General features: G+C 67.8%; 13 protein-coding genes, 1 pseudogene and 1 riboswitch. Of the genes and pseudogenes, 5 read left to right on the top strand and 9 right to left on the bottom strand.

Translation table 11 applies throughout. The annotated features are described in order from the left end of the window. The first annotated feature begins 26 nt into the window (after window positions 1-26). Window positions 27-947, top strand: a complete 921-nt coding sequence (gene pcaQ / locus DVH29_RS10200) for a pca operon transcription factor PcaQ (RefSeq protein WP_114646074.1) — start codon at window positions 27-29, stop codon at window positions 945-947. A gap of 107 nt (window positions 948-1,054) precedes the next feature. Beyond that, window positions 1,055-2,557 carry an inorganic phosphate transporter gene (locus tag DVH29_RS10195; protein WP_114646073.1) on the top strand — a complete coding sequence of 501 codons (1,503 nt, stop codon included), beginning with the start codon at window positions 1,055-1,057 and terminating at the stop codon, window positions 2,555-2,557. Here the strand turns inward: DVH29_RS10195 and DVH29_RS10190 are convergent. The 3 genes and pseudogenes from DVH29_RS10190 to DVH29_RS10180 all read right to left on the bottom strand — a co-directional run. Beyond that, the gene (locus DVH29_RS10190) at window positions 2,524-3,021 is read right to left on the bottom strand and encodes an NUDIX hydrolase (protein ID WP_114646072.1); all 498 of its coding nucleotides are present in this window, start codon (window positions 3,019-3,021) and stop codon (window positions 2,524-2,526) included. The two genes, DVH29_RS10195 and DVH29_RS10190, sit on opposite strands and share 34 nt — an antisense overlap. Before the next feature lie 55 nt (window positions 3,022-3,076). Then, window positions 3,077-3,313, bottom strand: a complete 237-nt coding sequence (brnA, locus tag DVH29_RS10185) for a type II toxin-antitoxin system BrnA family antitoxin (RefSeq protein WP_114646071.1) — start codon at window positions 3,311-3,313, stop codon at window positions 3,077-3,079. After that, window positions 3,300-3,539 (bottom strand): annotated as a pseudogene (locus DVH29_RS10180) (BrnT family toxin); the annotation flags it as partial. The pseudogene DVH29_RS10180 and the gene brnA, both read right to left, overlap by 14 nt. Window positions 3,540-3,707: 168 nt before the next feature. Here DVH29_RS10180 and DVH29_RS10175 point away from each other — a divergent pair. Together DVH29_RS10175 and DVH29_RS10170 are read left to right on the top strand one after the other, a co-directional pair. Continuing rightward, a complete protein-coding gene (locus DVH29_RS10175) occupies window positions 3,708-5,216 on the top strand; it encodes a helicase HerA domain-containing protein (protein WP_114646069.1) in 1,509 nt (502 codons plus the stop codon). Between the two features lie 428 nt (window positions 5,217-5,644). Beyond that, on the top strand, window positions 5,645-8,287 hold the full coding sequence (locus DVH29_RS10170; protein WP_342769886.1) for a bifunctional diguanylate cyclase/phosphodiesterase: 2,643 nt from the start codon (window positions 5,645-5,647) through the stop codon (window positions 8,285-8,287). A 60-nt stretch (window positions 8,288-8,347) separates the two neighbouring features. On the opposite strand, the gene hrpB is transcribed toward DVH29_RS10170, so the two are convergent. From hrpB to DVH29_RS10140, 6 genes are all read right to left on the bottom strand, one after another. Continuing rightward, the gene (gene hrpB / locus DVH29_RS10165; RefSeq protein ID WP_114646068.1) at window positions 8,348-10,801 is read right to left on the bottom strand and encodes an ATP-dependent helicase HrpB; all 2,454 of its coding nucleotides are present in this window, start codon (window positions 10,799-10,801) and stop codon (window positions 8,348-8,350) included. 413 nt (window positions 10,802-11,214) lie between these two features. Then, on the bottom strand, window positions 11,215-12,117 hold the full coding sequence (locus DVH29_RS10160) for a DMT family transporter (protein ID WP_199562568.1): 903 nt from the start codon (window positions 12,115-12,117) through the stop codon (window positions 11,215-11,217). Window positions 12,118-12,228: 111 nt separating this feature from the next. After that, window positions 12,229-12,383, bottom strand: a riboswitch (FMN riboswitch). Between the two features lie 417 nt (window positions 12,384-12,800). Beyond that, the gene (locus DVH29_RS10155) at window positions 12,801-13,682 is read right to left on the bottom strand and encodes a hypothetical protein (RefSeq protein ID WP_114646067.1); all 882 of its coding nucleotides are present in this window, start codon (window positions 13,680-13,682) and stop codon (window positions 12,801-12,803) included. Continuing rightward, window positions 13,683-14,567, bottom strand: a complete 885-nt coding sequence (locus DVH29_RS10150; RefSeq protein WP_114646066.1) for an ABC transporter ATP-binding protein — start codon at window positions 14,565-14,567, stop codon at window positions 13,683-13,685. Continuing rightward, complete coding sequence (locus DVH29_RS10145) at window positions 14,564-14,920, bottom strand: GntR family transcriptional regulator (protein WP_114646065.1); 357 nt, start codon at window positions 14,918-14,920, stop codon at window positions 14,564-14,566. Before DVH29_RS10145 ends, DVH29_RS10150 begins: the two co-directional genes overlap by 4 nt. A 140-nt stretch (window positions 14,921-15,060) precedes the next feature. Then, complete coding sequence (locus DVH29_RS10140; protein ID WP_114646064.1) at window positions 15,061-16,158, bottom strand: ATP-dependent DNA helicase; 1,098 nt, start codon at window positions 16,156-16,158, stop codon at window positions 15,061-15,063. A 112-nt stretch (window positions 16,159-16,270) separates the two neighbouring features. Here DVH29_RS10140 and DVH29_RS10135 point away from each other — a divergent pair, with 112 nt between their 5' ends. Beyond that, complete coding sequence (locus DVH29_RS10135; RefSeq protein ID WP_114646063.1) at window positions 16,271-16,813, top strand: DUF924 family protein; 543 nt, start codon at window positions 16,271-16,273, stop codon at window positions 16,811-16,813. The last annotated feature ends 74 nt before the right edge of the window (window positions 16,814-16,887 follow it).

The raw sequence follows: 16,887 nt of genomic DNA, 5'->3' as shown, positions 1-16,887 counted from the left end.
CCCCCCCCCCCCGGAGCCCCAAAAAAATGCCCGCCCCCCTCGACCCGCGCATAAAACTCCGCCACCTCACCGCCTTCCTCGAAACCGACCGCCGGGGCGGGGTCGCGGCGGCGGCGGCGGCGCTTGGCCTCTCCCAGCCGGCCGTCTCCAAATCCCTGGCCGAGCTCGAGGCCATTCTCGATGTGCCCCTGTTCGACCGCTCCCGCCGCAAGCTCGGCCTCACCGAGTTCGGCGCCCTCTTCCTGCGCCATGCCGGCGCCGCGCTGGCCGCGCTGCAGCAGGGGGTCGAAATCCTCGCCCAGTCGCGCGGCGCCGATGCCGTGGTGCGCATCGGGGCCCTGCCCACCGTCGAGGTCGAGGTGGTGCCCCAGGCCGTTGCCCGCTTTCTCGCCGGGCCGCTGGCCTGCCGCGTGCATGTGGAAAGCGGCCCCAGCCCGCATCTGCTCGCTTTGCTGCGCGGCGGGGCGATCGATCTCGTCGTGGGCCGCATGCCGGCCCCCGCGGTGATGGCGGGGCTGAGCTTCGAGAACCTTTATTCCGAGCCGCTGGTCCTCGCCGTGCGCCCGGTCCATCCGCTGCTGCGCGAGGCGGCGCCCTCCCTGCGCGCCGTCGAGGCGTTTTCTGCCCTCGTGCCGCCGCGCGGCGCCATCATCCGCCCCGATGTGGAAGCCCTGCTGCTCGCCGCCGGGGTGACGCGGCTGCCGCGCGAGATCGAGACCGTCTCCAATTCCTTCGGCCGCGCCTATACCCTCGCCAATGATGCGGTGTGGTTCATCTCCCGCTCGGTGGTCGCCGCCGATCTGGCGCGCGGCGATCTGGTGGCGCTCCCCATCGATATGGCCGCCAGCCACGGGGCCATCGGCATCACCACCCTTGCCGGCGCCGCCCCCGGGCTCGAAACCGCCGCCGTCATCGCCGCCATCCGCGACATGGCGGCGGGGCGCTGAGCCGTCCTTTATTCCTATTATGACGAAAACGTCACAAATCCGGTGGCCAGCCCGCCCGATGTCCGCTATGCGGGGCGGCGACGGACCCACCGGGAGTATCGGTTTCCATGGCCAAATCGGCGATCGACAAGGATCTGAAGCGCGTCGGGCAGCTCAAGAGCGCTGCCCATGACAGCGCCCGCGCCGCCGCGGCGCCGGGGCTGGCGCTGGTCTTCCTCCTCGCCGCCCTGGTCTGGGCGAGCTTTTCGGTCGCCGCCGGCCCCCAGAGCTATCTCGTCGTCATCGCCACGGTGATTGCCGCCTATATGGCGCTCAATATCGGCGCCAATGACGTGGCCAACAATATGGGCCCCGCCGTGGGCGCCAAGGCGCTGACCATGGGCGGCGCGCTGCTCATCGCCGCCATCTGCGAGGCGGCCGGGGCGCTCCTGGCCGGCGGCGACGTGGTCACCACCATCTCGCGCGACCTCATCGTCCCGGACACGACGCTCGGGGGCACCACCGTCATCATGATCATGATGGCCGCGCTGCTGGCCTCGGCCCTGTGGGTCAATCTCGCCACCATCATCGGCGCCCCGGTCTCCACCACCCATGCGGTGGTCGGCGGCGTGGTGGGGGCCGGCGTCGCGGCGGCGGGCTTTTCGGCCATCATCTGGCCCACCGTGGGCACCATCGCGGCGAGCTGGGTGATTTCGCCCCTGATGGGCGGCGGCATGGCGGCGGCCCTCCTCGCCATCGTCAACTTCACCATCCTGCGCCAGAGCCGCAAGCCCGAGGCGGCCGGGGTGTGGGTGCCGGTCTTCGTTGCGGTGATGATCGGCGTCTTCGCCATGTACATGGCCATGAAGGGCTTTTCCCGCCTCTGGTCCCCCGAAGGGCACATCGTGCTGCTCATCGGGCTCTTGGGGGCGGGGGCGGGCTGGCTCGCCGCCCGGCCCTGGGTCGATGCCCGCATCGTCGGCATGGAGAATTCCAACAAGCAGGTGGGCACCCTGTTCCGCCTGCCGCTGATCTTTGCCACCGCGCTCCTCTCCTTCGCCCATGGGGCCAATGACGTGGCCAATGCGGTGGGGCCCCTGGCCGCCATCGTCTCCATCGCGCAGAATGGCGGGGCGGGCGACAGCGTCGAGCTGCCCCTCTGGGTGCTGGCCATCGGCGCTTTGGGCATCGCGCTGGGTCTTGCACTATTCGGCCCGCGCCTCATCCGCACGGTGGGCGAAAAGATCACCAAGCTCAACGAGATCCGCGGCTATTGCGTGGCGCTCTCGGCCGCCACCACGGTGCTGATCGCCTCCGCCTTCGGCCTGCCGGTGTCCTCGACCCATATCGCGGTGGGCGCGGTGTTCGGGGTGGGGTTCCTGCGCGAGGGCTTTTCCAACCGGGGCCTGCGCAACAAGGCGGTCAGCCCCGAAGGGGTGTTCCTGCGCACCGACCATCTCAACAAGACGCCCGAGGAAGCCGTCGCCAATTTCCACAAGCGCCAGAAGCGCTATCTGGTCCGCCGCCAGCACGCGCTGTCCATGGGCGCCGCCTGGGTGGTCACCGTGCCCGCCGCCGCCCTCTTGGCGGCGCTGGTCTATTGGGCTATGGCGCTGTTTTTCGTTCCCTGAGGGGGCTTGCCGCTCTCGCGCCGGCCCAGCGCCAGGGCCAACTCGGCCAGCCCGTCATGGGTGATCAGGCGCCTGGCCTCGGGCAGCACCGCCCAGTGGCGATAGCGCTGGCCCATTTCCTTCCAGTCCTCGCGCTGATGGGTGACCAGCAGCGGAAACATCTTCACCTCGACCGGCTTGGGCCGTTCATCGGTCACCGGCAGGTAATAGGAGCCGATCGGGCTTTCTTCGATCTCCCCCTCGACCCCGGCTTCCTCATAGGCCTCATGGGCGGCGCTTTCCCACGCGGTCTGGCCCTCCATCAGCCCGCCCTTGGGAAAGATCCATTTCCCCCGCCCGCGCGAGGTGATCAGCAGCACCGTCACTTGCCCGTCGACCACCCTGTAGGGCAGGGCGCCGACTTGCGGCCCGGCCGGCTCGACCGGCGGCTTGCCGAACAGCGAAGTGAAAAGGCGCAGGGGCATGCAAGGCTCCAGAATCGCGAGGGACAACAACGATAGGCCAATTTGCCGCATGCGGTCAAAGCCGCGACGGACCCTCGGCCTCCAGCTTTTGCGCGATCCACACCTTGATCAGCGATTGCCGCGTCACACCGAGCTTTTTGGCTTCCCTGTCGAGCCCCTCCACCACCCAGGAGGGGAAGTCGACATTGACCCGGCGCATTTCGAGGTTGGGCCGGCGCGCCGCCTCAAGGTCGAGCGCATCGTCCAGCCTGTCCCCGGCCTCGAACGCCCGTTCGAACTCACGTGCCTTCATAATAAGCGATCTCCTCTGGCCTTGCGCGGCGCACTGAAATGATCCGGATCACCGCGCCGCGATAGGTGATCACCGCCGACCAATGCTTGCCCGCGATGCGCCCGATCACCAGAAACCGCGGTTCGTCCACGGTGCGGGCCGGGATTTCGAGCAGATGCTCGTCGGTCCAGAGCGCCTGCGCCATGGCGAAATCGATGCCGTGCTTGGCGTGGTTGATGCGGCTCTTTTCCGGATCATACTCAAAAGTCTTGGATTAAAATAGTATAGGAACTATACCGTTTCAAGAAAATCCGCATGGTGTTTGCGTTCGCGCCGACTCCCACTAGATTGGCCCCTATCGCCGCCGCCCGGCGCGATTGCGAATCACCCACCTTCCTCGGAGCATTCCCGGACGATGACCGTCGAAATCGATATGGGCACGACCAGAACCGGCACGCCGGCCCGGCTCGATCTCGAGGAATTGCTGGCCACCCGCCTGCTGGTGCAGGGCAATTCGGGCTCGGGCAAGTCCCATCTCCTGCGTCGCCTCCTCGAACAGAGCGCCCAATGGGTGCAGCAATGCGTCATCGATCCCGAGGGCGATTTCGTCACCCTTGCCGATAAGTTCGGCCATGTGGTGGTCGAGGCCGACCGCTCCGAGCTCGAGCTGACCCGCATCGCCGGCCGCATCCGCCAGCACCGGGTCTCGGTGGTGCTCTCGCTCGAAGGGATGGAGGCCGAGGCGCAGATGCGCGCCGCCGCCGCCTTCATGGGGGGCCTCTTCGATGCCGAGCGCGATTTCTGGTATCCCATGCTGGTCGTCGTCGACGAGGCCCAGCTTTTCGCCCCCGCCGCTGCCGGCGAGGTCTCCGACGAGGCGCGAAAACTCTCCCTCGGCGCCATGACCAATCTCATGTGCCGCGGCCGCAAGCGCGGGCTGGCCGGGGTCATTGCCACCCAGCGCCTCGCCAAGCTGGCCAAGAACGTCGCCGCCGAGGCCTCCAACTTCTTGATGGGCCGCACCTTTCTCGATATCGACATGGCCCGGGCCGGCGATCTTCTGGGCATGGACCGGCGCGGCACCGAAATGTTCCGCGATCTCGAAAAGGGCAATTTCGTCGCCCTCGGTCCGGCGCTGTCGCGCCGCCCGCTGCCCGTGCGCATCGGCGCGGTGGAAACCAGCGCCCGCTCCACCAGCCCCCGGCTGATGCCCTTGCCCGAGACCGGGGCCGATGCCGCCGAGCTGATCTTCACCCCCGGCGCCGAGGAGGAGCTGCGGCCCCTGCCGCGCCGCGCCCCGCCGCCCGCGCCGCGTCCCACCGCCGATATCCTCACCCAGTTGAGCCAGCCCGTGCCCCGCGCCGAGCCCGAGCCGGCCAGCCTGTTCCCCGAGATCGACGAGGCCGAGCGCAGCGCCGCCATCGACGCCGTCCTCGCCGAAATCCTCGAGGACCCGGATGCCAGCTTCCGCTCGGTCGCGGTGCTCTATCAGGATTTCCTCGTGCGCTGCCGCATTCGCCGCGTGCCCGGCACCCCGCCCGATCTCAACGCCTTCAAGCGCCTGTTCGCGGTGGCCCGGGCCGGGGTGGATACCGAAGCCGTCGCGTCCGATGGCTGGCAGGCGGCGCTCGATCTCGCCGCATCGCTGCCCGAGGATGTGCAGGGGGTTTTCCTCATCGTGGCTCGCGCCGCGCTGGAACGGCGCCCCTGTCCGTCCGACGCGACCCTGGCCCGCGCCTATGGCTCCCACTCGGCGTCCCGGGCCCGCCGGCTGCTGACCTTTTTCGAGGATCGCGGGCTGGTCGTCCTGCGCGAGGATTTCTCCAACCGCCGCATCGTCGCCTTCCCCGATCTCGGCACCGAAACCCTTCCCGGCGACCCCACCGCCCCCGCCACCCTCCCCACCCGCGCCGCAGCCGAGTAGGAGCTGCCCCTCTTTCCTTCTCCCCTGGTGGGAGAAGGTGGGCTTTCGCGATAGCGAAAGGTCGGATGAGGGGGGGTGCTGAGCCAGCCCGGCGCGACCACGCCCGCCGCGCCAAAAAAAAGACGGCGGAATACAGGATGGCCCGTATTGCCGCCGGAGGTTGCTCTTGCCCTTCGCGCTCTCGCGAAGACTTTCAGGATACGCAGCTTCCCCCGGCCAGTTCAAGATCATGGCGACAAATCGGCGGGTTTTTTTGTCCCCCTGTCCCGAAACCGCCACACTGCCGCCGCCCACGGCGAATCAGGACGGCGAAAAGCCGGCTTTAAAGGCGCTGTTAAGCCCTCATGGCCGACAGTGCAGCCCAGCCCGGCAGAGGGGTGGGCAGGCAAGGTTTGGCGCGGGTGGGGAAACTGAGGACGAGGCGCTGGTTGCGGACGCTGTTTCGGGCCGGCAATATCCCAACCGCCATCGCGCTGGTCGTGGTGGCGATGGCCATCGTGTTCGCCGACTACCAGAACCGCGAGCTCCATGCCCAGGCCCAGCGGGCCGACGTGCTCGCCAAGGTGGCGCTGGTCCGCGCCCAGCTCGAAGGCAAGGTCAATTCCAACCTCCAGCTCGTGCATGGCCTCATCAGCACCATCGCCACCGAGCCCCATATGGATCAGGCGCGCTTCGCCGATCTGGCCGCCTATCTCTTCGCCCAGGACAACCAGCTGATCAACGTCGCCGCGGCGCCCGATCTCGTCGTCTCCATGATCCACCCGCTGGAGACCAACCGCCCCGCCATCGGGCTCGATTATCGCGAAAATGCCGAGCAGCGCGACGCGGCCCTGCTGGCCCGCGACAGCCGCTCCATCGTCCTTGCCGGCCCGGTGCATCTGGTGCAGGGCGGGCGCGGTTTCCTGGGACGCTTCCCGGTGTTCTATACCGACCAATCCGGCGAGGAGCGCTTCTGGGGCATCGTCTCGGCGGTGATCGACGCCGATCGCCTCTATGCCGAAAGCGGTGTCCGCGCCGCCGACGAGGAAATCGCCATCGCCATTTCCGGCCGCGATGGCCGGATCGGCGACCGCATGGCCTTTTACGGCGATCCCGCCATTCTCGCCCAGGACCCGGTGCAGACCACCATCCTGCTGCCCTCGGGCCAGTGGACGCTGTCCGCCACGCCCCAGGGGGGCTGGGACACCACCCCGCCCAATGCGCCGCTCATCCGGCTGGGCCTGGGGCTGGGGGCGCTGCTGGTCATCGTCCCCATCATCCTGCTCGGCCGGCTCAACGAGGAGCGCCGCCGTCGCATGATCGAGCAGCGCCGCCGCGCCACCGAGCTGACCCGGCTGTCGCGCCGGCTCGAATTGGCGCTGGCCACCAGCCAGGTGGGGGTGTGGGAGCTCAACATCGTCACCGGCAACCTTGCCTGGGACGACCGCATGAACGAGCTCTACGACCAGCCCCGCGATGGCGGGCGGCGCGACTACACCCATTGGAGCGGGCGCCTGCACCCGGACGACCGCGAGCGCGCCGAGCGCGATTTCAACACCTCGATCCGCTCGGGCGAGCGCTACCAGTCCACATTCCGCGTTGTGGCCCGCGACGGGGCGGTGCGCCATATCCGCGCCATCGGCTCGGTCTATCAGGATGCCGGCGCTTCGCCGCGCATGGTCGGCGTCAACTGGGACGCCACCCCCGATGCCGAGCTCTCCGAGGCGCTGCTGCGTGCCAAGACCCAGGCGGAAGCCAAGAATTTCGAGCTGGAAAGCGCCAAGGCGCGCATCGAGCACAACGCCATGCACGATCCGCTGACCGGCCTGCCCAACCGGCGCTATCTCGACGAGGTTCTGGAGCGCCACACCTCGCCCGAGGGGCGGTCCGACGGGCTGGCGGCCATCCTCCATATCGATCTCGACCGCTTCAAGCAGATCAACGATACGCTGGGCCACGCGGCTGGCGACGCCATGCTGGTGCACGCCTCCCAGATCCTCAAGCGCGCGGTGCGGCAGACCGATTTCGTGGCCCGCATCGGCGGCGACGAATTCGTCATCCTGTGCATCGGCGGCAAGCCCGGCCCCGACCTGCGGGCGCTGGCCGACCGGATCATCGCCACCATGCGCCGGCCGGTCTCCTATCAGGGCCATGAATGCCGCTTCGGGGTCTCCATCGGCATCGCCGAGGGCAATGTGCGCGAAACCGCGCCGCGGCAATTGCTGGTCAATGCCGATATCGCGCTCTATCGCGCCAAGCGGCGCGGGCGCAACCGGGCCGAATTCTTCTCGGCCGAATTGCAGGCCGAGATCGTCACCGCCAAGCGGGTGTCCGACGACCTGCTCGCCGCCCTCGACAACAATGAGTTCATCGCCCATTACCAGCCGCAGATCGATGCCACGACCCGCGACATCGTCGGGGTCGAGGCCCTGGCGCGCTGGCAGCATCCCCTGCGCGGCCTCCTCACCCCCGACGCCTTCATGGCGGCGGCCGAGGAACTCAACGTGGTGGCGACCATCGACCGGATGATCCTCGAACAGGCGCTGGCCCAGCGCGAGGCCTGGGCGCTCGAGGGGGTGTTCGTGCCGCGCGTTTCGGTCAACGTCTCGGCCCGCCGGCTGCATGACGATACGCTGATCGAAACCCTGCGGGCGCTCGACATCGCCCCGGGCACCGTGGCGTTCGAACTGGTCGAATCCATCTATCTCGACGAGCGCGACACCATGGTGTCGTGGAATATCGACCAGATCCAGGAACTGGGCATCGATATCGAGATCGACGATTTCGGTACCGGCTACGCTTCGATCGTCAGCCTGCTGCAGCTCCAGCCCCGCCGCCTCAAGATCGACCGCCAGCTCGTGCAGCCCATCACCGGCGGCGACCGCCAGCGCCAGCTCGTCGCCTCGATCATCGAGATCGGCACCTCGCTGGGCATCGAGGCCGTCGCCGAGGGGGTGGAGAGCTGGGAGCACGCGGCGATCCTGGCCGATATGGGCTGCACCGTATTGCAGGGCTACGCCATCGCCCGCCCGATGAGCGGGGAAGATTTCGCCGCCTTCGTGCGCTCCCAGCGCTGGCGTGAAGCCGGTTAAAGTGCTTCCAGCAAAAGTGGATACCACTTTTGCGGTTCGGAAGCGCGACAGGTGGGAATCCTAACCCCGCGGCTTGGCGCGGTTGGTGGCCTGGGCGGCGAGGGGGTCGTCGGGCCAGTAATGCCGCGGATAGCGCCCCTTGAGGTCGCGCGCCACCTCCTTCCAGCTGCCGCGCCAGAAGCCGGGCAGGTCGCGCGTCGTCTGGATGGGGCGGTGGGCCGGCGAGAGCAGCGACAGCAGCAGCCTGATCCGGCCATCGGCAATGGCCGGATGGCTGTCGAGCCCGAACAATTCCTGCACCCTTATGGCCAGCACCGGGCCGTTCTCCGCCCCATAGTCGATCGGCACATGGCTGCCCGAGGGCGCGGCGAAATGGGAGGGGAGCAGGGCGTCGATCCGCCCCCGCCGCTCCCAGGGCAGGAGATCGAACAGCGCCGCGGCCAGGTGATCGGGCGTGATGGCGTCGAGCCGCGACAGCCCGGCGATATGGGGCACCAGCCACAGGGCCCCGTCCTCGGCCAGCGCCGCGTCCGAGAGGTCCGGCCATTCCGCCCCCAGCGCTTCATGCAGGAACGAGGCCCGGGCCCGCAAGGCGCGCTGCTCGCGCGTCCAGGACAGCTTGTCGATGCCGATCCGCGCCACGCCCTCGGCCAGCAGCCGCGCCGCTTCCGCCCCGTCGGCGATGGCGCTGGGCGCGTCGTCGAGCACCAGCGCGCCGAGCCGCGTGCGGCGCCGGGCCCGCACCGCGCGCGCCGCCGCGTCGAACGCCAGTTCGGTTTCCGTCGCGATCCGGTCGGCGAACTCCGCCGCGATGGTCTCGCGATCCAGCCCAATGGCCGAGCGGATATGCCCGCGCCCCGCCGCCCCGGTCATGTCGGCGACGACGAGGAATGGCGCCCGCGCCAGCGCCTCGGTCTCATCGAGCGCCGCCTGCCGCCCATTGGCGAGGCGAAAGCGGCCGCCCCCCATGGCCTGCGCCACCCGGTCGGGAAAGGCCCGCGCCAGATGGCGGCCGAGTTCGGCCCCGCTCGCCTCCCCCTTGCGCCCTTCGACCAGCCCTGCCCAGCGCCCGGCCAGTCCGCGCGCCTGCCGCCCGCGTTGCGAGCCGTCGCGCCGCAGCCGCTCGAAGCGCGCCCCCAGATCGGTCCCCGTGCCGGCCAGCCCGTGCTCGCTGACCAATACGGCGAGCAGCGCCGCATCGCTGGCCGCGCCTTCGGCGGCGGCCAGCGCGATCATGTGGCCGAGGCGGGGATGCAGCGGCAGCCGGGCCAGGAGGCGCCCATGCGCGGTGATATGGCCCTTGCCGTCGAGCCCGCCAATGGCCCGCAGCAGCGCCATCGCCTCGTTCCAGGCCGGGGCGGGGGGCGGGTCGAGCAGGGCCAGCGCATCGGGGTCGGTGACCCCCCAGCCGGCCACGTCGAGCGCGAAGCCGGTGAGGTCGGCGGCAAGGATTTCCGGCGGATCGAAGGGTTTGAGACTCGCCGTCTGCCCCTCATGCCACAGGCGATAGCACACCCCCGGCCCGGTGCGCCCGGCCCGGCCGCGGCGCTGGTCGGCGGCGGCCCGGCTCACCCTCCGGGTTTCGAGCCGCGTCAGCCCCGTATCGGGCTCGTAGACCGGCAGGCGCGCCAGCCCGGAATCGAGCACCACGCTGATGCCCTCAATGGTGAGCGAGGTCTGGGCGATGGCCGTGGCGAGGACGATCTTGCGGCGTCCGGGCGGCGCCGGCAATATGGCGCGGTCCTGCTCCGCCGCGGTCAATTGCCCGTAGAGCGGGGCGATATCGGTCAGCCCGCCGACGCTCCCGTCCAGCGCCTCGGCCACGCGGCCGATTTCGGCCTGCCCGGGCAGAAAGACCAGCAGCGAGCCGGTTTCCTCGGCCAGCGCGCGGCGGATGGCGGCCACCACGACCGCCTCGATCCGCGCCTTGGGGTCGGGGATGATATGGCGGGTTTCGACCGGAAAGGCGCGCCCCTCGCTTTCGATCACCGGCACCGCACCCAGGAGCGCCGCCACCGCCGTCCCGTCGAGGGTGGCCGACATGACGAGGATGCGCAGATCCTCGCGCAGCGCGGTGGCGTCGAGGGTGAGCGCCAGCCCCAGATCGGCATCGAGGCTGCGCTCGTGGAATTCGTCGAACAGCACGGCGGCGACGCCGGTTAGCTCCGGATCGTTGAGCACCATGCGGGTGAACACCCCCTCGGTCACCACCTCGATGCGGGTGCGGGCCGAGACCTTGGTGTCCATGCGCACGCGATAGCCGACGGTTTCCCCCACCGCCTCGCCCAGCGTCTCCGCCATGCGCCGCGCCGCGGCCCGCGCCGCCAGCCGGCGCGGTTCGAGCATGACGATCCTCCCGTCGCGCCGCCATGGAGCATCCAGCAGGGCGAGCGGCACCCGCGTGGTCTTGCCCGCCCCCGGCGGCGCGACGAGCACCGCCCGCGTCCCCTCCTCGAGCGCGGCGCGCAGCTCGGCAAGGACGGCATCGATAGGCAGGGGATCGGCAGGGCGCATGCCGCTATGTCACCGGAAAACGCCCCCAGCGCAAGATGGCCGTGCGCGATGATGGTTCCCTTGGCCGCCTCAGCGCCCCCCTCATCCGACCTTTCGCTATCGCGAAAGCCCACCTTCTCCCACCAGGGGAGAAGGAAAGAATGGCGCTGCCTCAGCGATTCCCTTCTCCCCTGGTGGGAGAAGGTGCCGAAGGGCGGATGAGGGGGGCCGCAGCGCTTCCGCATACCCCCTCGCCAGCCTTCCGCCCCAGCGCTCTCTCCCTCCCCTTGAGGGGGAGGGATTAAGGGTGGGGTGGGGCGGAGAGATCCGGCGCTGCCTCAGGGATTCCCTTCTCCCCTGGTGGGAGAAGGTGCCCGAAGGGCGGATGAGGGGGGCTCAGCCTCGCGGCATGCCACCCCCGCCAACCGTCTCCCCTACTTCCCCATCGCCCGCCGCGCTTGCGTTTCCCTGTTCATGATATACACCGACGCCAGCACGATCATCGCCGCGCCGGGCCAGAAGGCGGCGTCGGGGGCGAAGCCGAAGATCACCCAGCCCAGGACGATGTTGAAGGGCAGCTTGAGGTCCTCGAACGGCTGCAGATAGGCGGCATCGGCCACCGCATAGGCGCGGGTCAGGAGATATTGCGCCGCCGCCGTCAGCACCCCGGCCGTCAGCAGCACCGCCCAGCCCTCGGCCGGCGGCAGGGCGAAGCCCGAGCCCAGATAGAGCGCGAAATTGATCGGGGTCAGCAGCAACAGCAGATAGAGCGCGATCGATTCCGGGCTCTCGCTCGCCGTCAGCTTCTTGGTGATCAGCGAGGCGCCGGCCCACAGCGCGGCCGCCGCCACCGGCAGCAGGGCATAGGGGGTGAAGGCTTCCGACCACGGCGCGATGATGATCAGCGCCCCGGTGAACCCGAACGCCGTCGCCCCGATGCGCTCCAGCGTCACCTTTTCGCCCAGCAGCAGCGCCGCGCCGGCCAATACGAAGAACGGCGAGGTCATCGACAGCGCAATGGCCTGCCACAGCGGCACATGCGCCAGCGCGATCACCCACACCTGCACCCCGGCCGCCGACAGCACCACCCGGGCGATATGCAGCGCCGGATGGCGGGTGCGCAGCGCCTTGAGGCCCTGGCGCCACACCAGCGGCAGCGCGAAAATGAAGGCGAGGAAATACTGCCAGAACGCGACGGCGGTGGAGGAGAGCCCGCTCACCATGCCGGCCCATTGCAGCGTGACGTTGATGCCGGCAAATCCGATGCCGGCCAGAACCATCAGCCCGGCGCCGGTCAGCGCGGAGCGGGAAGCGGGAAGAGAGGTCGTCTGGCTCATCGTGTCGATCCTTTCGCATATCCACCAGTGACCTCAGGGGATGCGGGGGATCGACCATCGGGGCCCGACCGGCCGCGCGGGGGCGGCGGGTCCGGACGCGTCCGGCGCGATACCCGTTCTCTCTTCATCCGGACTGTGACCGTCGGCTTCGGAATCGCACCGAAATCTGCTGACCCTTCCGAAAAAGCCGGAAAGCGCTCGCGGGCTAGGAGGCGCGGGGCCTCATTACCGCCGGTGGGGACTTTCACCCCGCCCTGAGAACGAATTCAATCTGTTCGCGGCCCTTCATCGTGAGGGGCCGACGGGAAAGATAGGCACGGCTTTTGCGCGAGGCAAGCGGCAAAAGAAAAAGGACTGCCCGAAATCTCGAACAGTCCTTCCATGATACCGTCACGCGAAGTGACTGAACCGCTAATCCAAGCGGTTCGGAGGGAGGATCATCTCGCCGAGGGCTGCCCCGACAAAATCACCTCACACCCAAAGTCACTCCCGCACGTGCGGATCTCACTAGACATTGGATCACCTCCTTTCGCTTGGTTGAAACCACGGCCATGGTGGCCCGGATCGGCGCCGGGTGCAAGCCGGTATTTCCCCCATGCGCCTGACGATAGTTTGAGTGGGCATTCAAAGATCGGGGATTCTCAAAGGCTTGTCGTTGGGCGATACTCCGCGCCGGCGTCGAATCAGGTGAGGACGAACCGCCGCCGGTATTCGCTCGCCGCATAGACGAGGACCACCGCGACCGCGACGCCCCCGGCCAGCGACACCCAGTCGGTACCCGCCAGCATCAGGGCGATGAGGTCCATGCCGTTCCACGGCTCGCCCGTCAGCCAGTAGGCTTCCATTTCCAGCCCCTCGAAATGCAGTTCGAACCGCTTGGTGATGAAGGTCCAGAACTGGCCGGCGACGAGGAGGTTCTCCGCGATCACCCGCTCGAAGACCCCGATGATGGCCGGGATGAGGAAGGCCAGCGGGATGGCCCAGCGCTTGAACATCACCGAGAGGAACCCGACCCAGGCGAGAAAGGGCAGGTACCACAAGAGCCCGATGGCGAACAGCACCAGCGCCGCCAGCATCACATTGCCCCAGGCCGACAGCGTCGTGCCGATATCGGGCGGAGCGAAGGCGGGCATCACGCTGCCGATCGAGAGGGCCGGCAGATAGGCGAGGATGCCGGTCAGCGCCAGCGCCACGAGGATGGCGGCCGGGAATACGGTGAGCGAGGCCGCGACCTTGGAGGCGAGGATCTTGAGGTCCGATTGCGGCATGGATTTCCAGAACAGCATGGAATTGTTGCGGCTGTCGGCGGAAAAGGCGTCGCCATAGTAAAAGAACAGCATGATCAGCAGGTAGATCAGCCAGCCCGCCGCCGCCAGCGCGATGGAGGTCTCGTAAAAGCGCAGCGCATTGGGCAGTTCATGGGCCAGCGTGCCCCCGATATCCACCCCGATCAGCGAATAGAGCCCCCCGGCGAGGAACAGCGCCAGCAGGATGGCCGGGCCATAGACGAAGGCGCCGCGATGCTCGAGATATTCGCGTTTGATGAGTGCGGTCAAAGCCTGCATTTAGGCGGCTCCTGCATTATAGGTCTCGCGCTGCATCAGCGCGACGAACAGGTCGGAAAGGCTGGGGGTCGAGACCTGGCCCAGCGGGGCCAGCGCCGCGCGGTCGGCGCCCTCGAAGATCATCACCGTCTGCCCGAACCGGGTTTCGGAAAACACCGGCCCCAGCGCCCGTGCCTTTTCGGCGCTGGCCGGGTCGGAGGCGACGAGCTGGCTGTATTTGGTGTTCACCGTCTCCATCTGCATATGGACGATCAGTTCGCCGTCGCGGATGAACATGATGTCCGAGAGCATGAATTCGATCTCGTCCACCTGATGGGTGGTGATGAGCAGCGTGCGCTCCTCGGTCATGTAGTCTTCCAGCAGCCGGCGGTAGAAGCGCTTGCGATAGGTGATGTCGAGCCCCAGCGTCGGTTCGTCCAGCACCAGCAGCTTGGCGTCGATGGCCATCACCACCGCCAGGTGCAATTGCGCGATCATCCCCTTGGAGAGGTTCTTGATCCGCGCCTCGGGCTTGATGTCGGTGCCGGCGAGGAAGTCGCGCGCCTTGTCCTGCGAGAACTTGGGGTGGATGTTGGAGACGAGGGCGAACAGTTCGCGCACCCGCAGGAAGCGGGGCAGGGAGGCGACGTCGGAGATGAAGGCCACGTCCTCCATCAGCTTGGCGCGGTTGGCGAAGGGGTCGAGCCCCAGCACCTCGATCCGGCCCTCGCACTGGGTGAGGCCCAGCAGCGCGTTGAGCGTCGTGGTCTTGCCGGCGCCATTGTGGCCGACCAGCCCGTAGATGCGGCCGGCCGGGATGTCGAAATCGAGCCCGTGCAGGATCTCGGTCTTGCCGAACCGCTTGCGCAGGCCGCGGGCGCTGACGATGGGGGGAGGAGTGGTCATGTGTCGTCTCCATCGGTGAGCAGGTCTTTGGCGCTCAGCCCCAGCGCCGCGATGCGCGCGGCGATGGCGGGCCAGTCTTCGGTGAGGAATTTGTCGCGTTCATGGACGAGCAGCGCCGTGCGCGCCCCTTCGGTCACATACATGCCCATGCCGCGGCGCTTTTCCACCATGCCCATGTCGACCAGCGATTGGTAGGATTTGGTGACGGTGAGCGGGTTGACCGACAGCTCGGCGGCCACCTGGCGCACCGAGGGCAGGGCATCGCCCTCGTTGATGGTGCCGTTGAGGATCATCTCGATCATCCTTTGCCGGATTTGCAGGAATATCGGCTGGTCGTCGCGCCACTGGGTCATGCGTGCTTCCATATAGTGTATTACATGTGTAACACACCGTCACGGCACTTGTCAACCACCTCATCCTTCCCTTCTCCCCTGGTGGGAGAAGGTGGATCGGACCGCCAGGTCCGAGACGGATGAGGGGGGCGCAGCGCGTCCTACCGCACCACGGTGATCCTTTCCGCCGCCCGCGTGATCCCCGTATAGAGCCAGCGCCGCGCCTCCTCGCGGAACACGAAGCTCTCGTCGAAGAGATACACGCTGTCCCACTGGCTGCCCTGCGCCTTGTGCACCGTGAGCGCATAGCCATAGGTGAACTCGTCATATTGCCGCCGCAGCTGCCAGCTCATCTCGGCGTCCGCGCCGGTAAAGAAGCTCTCATGGGCGCGCACCTTGGTCTGGATCGCCGACCGGTCGGCCTCCTCGGGGTCGATGACCATCTCCAGCGTGCCCGCGGCGCGCTTCTTGATGGCATTGAGCGTCCAGATCTGCCCGTTGAGCAGGCGCTTCTGGGGATTGTTGCGCAGGCAGACCAGCCGGTCGCCCTTGACCGGGATGTCGGCCGGCAGGCCCTTCAGCTCCCGGATGCGGTTGTTGTAGTCGATCCGCGTCTTGTTGCGCCCCACCAGCACCTGGTCGGCCCCCAGCACCTCGGCCTGATCCACCTCGCGGCGCGACACCACCTTGCTCTCTCCATAATGGCCGTAATCGATGCCGCGCCCCTCGCGGATATCGAGCGAGAGCTGCACGATAGGGTTGTCCTGCGCCTGGCGGTGGATTTCCGTCAGCATGACATCGGGCTCCTGCGCGGTGAAAAAACCCTCGCCCTGTACCGGCGGCAATTGGAACGGGTCGCCCAGCACCAGCACCTTGGTGCCGAAGCTCAGAAGGTCGCTCCCCAGCGCCTCGTCGACCATGGAGACCTCGTCGACGACGATCAGGTCGGCCTCCGCCGCCGCCGATTCCGGATCGAGCACGAAGCGCGGCTCGCCCTCCTTCTCGCTGATCCGCGTATAGATCAGCGAATGGATGGTCGAGGCGCCCTTGCAGCCGCGCTTGCGCATCACCAGCGCCGCCTTGCCGGTGAAGGCGGCGTATTTCACCGTCTCCACATCCTGCGCCAGATGCCGGGCCAGGGTGGATTTGCCCGTCCCCGCCCAGCCGAACAGGCGGAATACCTGCGGCCCGTTGGCGTCCCTGAGCCAGGCGGCCACGGCTTTCAGCGCTTGGTCTTGCTGGCTGGACCAGACCACCATTTCCGGGTCACACTCCGCTCAAATCGGGGGAATCAGTCAAGGCCGGCAGTATCGCCATGATGGCGCTCGGGTGAAACCTCAAAAAGCGAACAAAACACGAAAGGTCGGAGCCATGCAGCCCCAGCAGGTGCTCGAATTCTGGTTCGAGCGGCACGGATATGAGGATTGGTTCCGGGGCGGGGAGCCGTTCGACGCCAAATGCCGCGCCGAACTGGGCGACATCCACGCCCGCGCCGTCAAGGCCGAGCTCTGGCACTGGCGCAGCGGCGCCGAGGGCAGGCTGGCCGAAATCCTCCTGCTCGACCAGCTTTCGCGCCAATTGCATCGCGGCGACCGCCGCGCCTTCGCCTCCGACACCATGGCGGTGACCCTGGCCCAGGAACTGGTGGCCCAGGGGCTCGATACCCGCCTCGATGCCAGCCAGCGCATGTTCGCCTATCTGCCCTTCGAGCACGCGGAATCGGAAATCCTGCAGGACGAATCCGTGCGCCTCTTCGAGGCGTTGGGCAATGCGGACGCGCTGCAATACGCCATCGACCATCGCGAGACCATAAGGCGCTTCGGCCGCTTCCCCTTCCGCAACGCGGCGCTGGGCCGGCAGTCCACCCCCGAGGAGATCGCCTATATGGCCGAACGCGCCGACCAAATCTTTTAGGTTCAATCGACATTCAGGATTCAATTCTGTCGGGGAGTGTGATTCATGGGTTTCCAGATTCAATGATCTGGAGG

Origin of the sequence: Pelagibacterium lacus (assembly GCF_003345525.1) — a bacterium.
In the GTDB taxonomy this organism is placed as follows: Bacteria; Pseudomonadota; Alphaproteobacteria; order Rhizobiales; family Devosiaceae; genus Pelagibacterium; species Pelagibacterium lacus.
Note: the sequence above shows the minus strand (reverse complement) of the source record. Positions and strands in the feature narration are given on the sequence as shown.

Excerpts from the sequence above, each read along its gene's own strand:
- pcaQ (WP_114646074.1), top strand. The coding sequence starts at position 27 with ATGCCCGCCCCCCTCGACCCGCGCATAAAACTCCGCCACCTCACCGCC.
- DVH29_RS10195 (WP_114646073.1), top strand. The coding sequence starts at position 1,055 with ATGGCCAAATCGGCGATCGACAAGGATCTGAAGCGCGTCGGGCAGCTC.
- DVH29_RS10190 (WP_114646072.1), bottom strand. The coding sequence starts at position 3,021 with ATGCCCCTGCGCCTTTTCACTTCGCTGTTCGGCAAGCCGCCGGTCGAG.
- brnA (WP_114646071.1), bottom strand. The coding sequence starts at position 3,313 with ATGAAGGCACGTGAGTTCGAACGGGCGTTCGAGGCCGGGGACAGGCTG.
- DVH29_RS10175 (WP_114646069.1), top strand. The coding sequence starts at position 3,708 with ATGACCGTCGAAATCGATATGGGCACGACCAGAACCGGCACGCCGGCC.
- hrpB (WP_114646068.1), bottom strand. The coding sequence starts at position 10,801 with ATGCGCCCTGCCGATCCCCTGCCTATCGATGCCGTCCTTGCCGAGCTG.
- DVH29_RS10160 (WP_199562568.1), bottom strand. The coding sequence starts at position 12,117 with ATGAGCCAGACGACCTCTCTTCCCGCTTCCCGCTCCGCGCTGACCGGC.
- DVH29_RS10155 (WP_114646067.1), bottom strand. The coding sequence starts at position 13,682 with ATGCAGGCTTTGACCGCACTCATCAAACGCGAATATCTCGAGCATCGC.
- DVH29_RS10150 (WP_114646066.1), bottom strand. The coding sequence starts at position 14,567 with ATGACCACTCCTCCCCCCATCGTCAGCGCCCGCGGCCTGCGCAAGCGG.
- DVH29_RS10145 (WP_114646065.1), bottom strand. The coding sequence starts at position 14,920 with ATGACCCAGTGGCGCGACGACCAGCCGATATTCCTGCAAATCCGGCAA.
- DVH29_RS10140 (WP_114646064.1), bottom strand. The coding sequence starts at position 16,158 with ATGGTGGTCTGGTCCAGCCAGCAAGACCAAGCGCTGAAAGCCGTGGCC.
- DVH29_RS10135 (WP_114646063.1), top strand. The coding sequence starts at position 16,271 with ATGCAGCCCCAGCAGGTGCTCGAATTCTGGTTCGAGCGGCACGGATAT.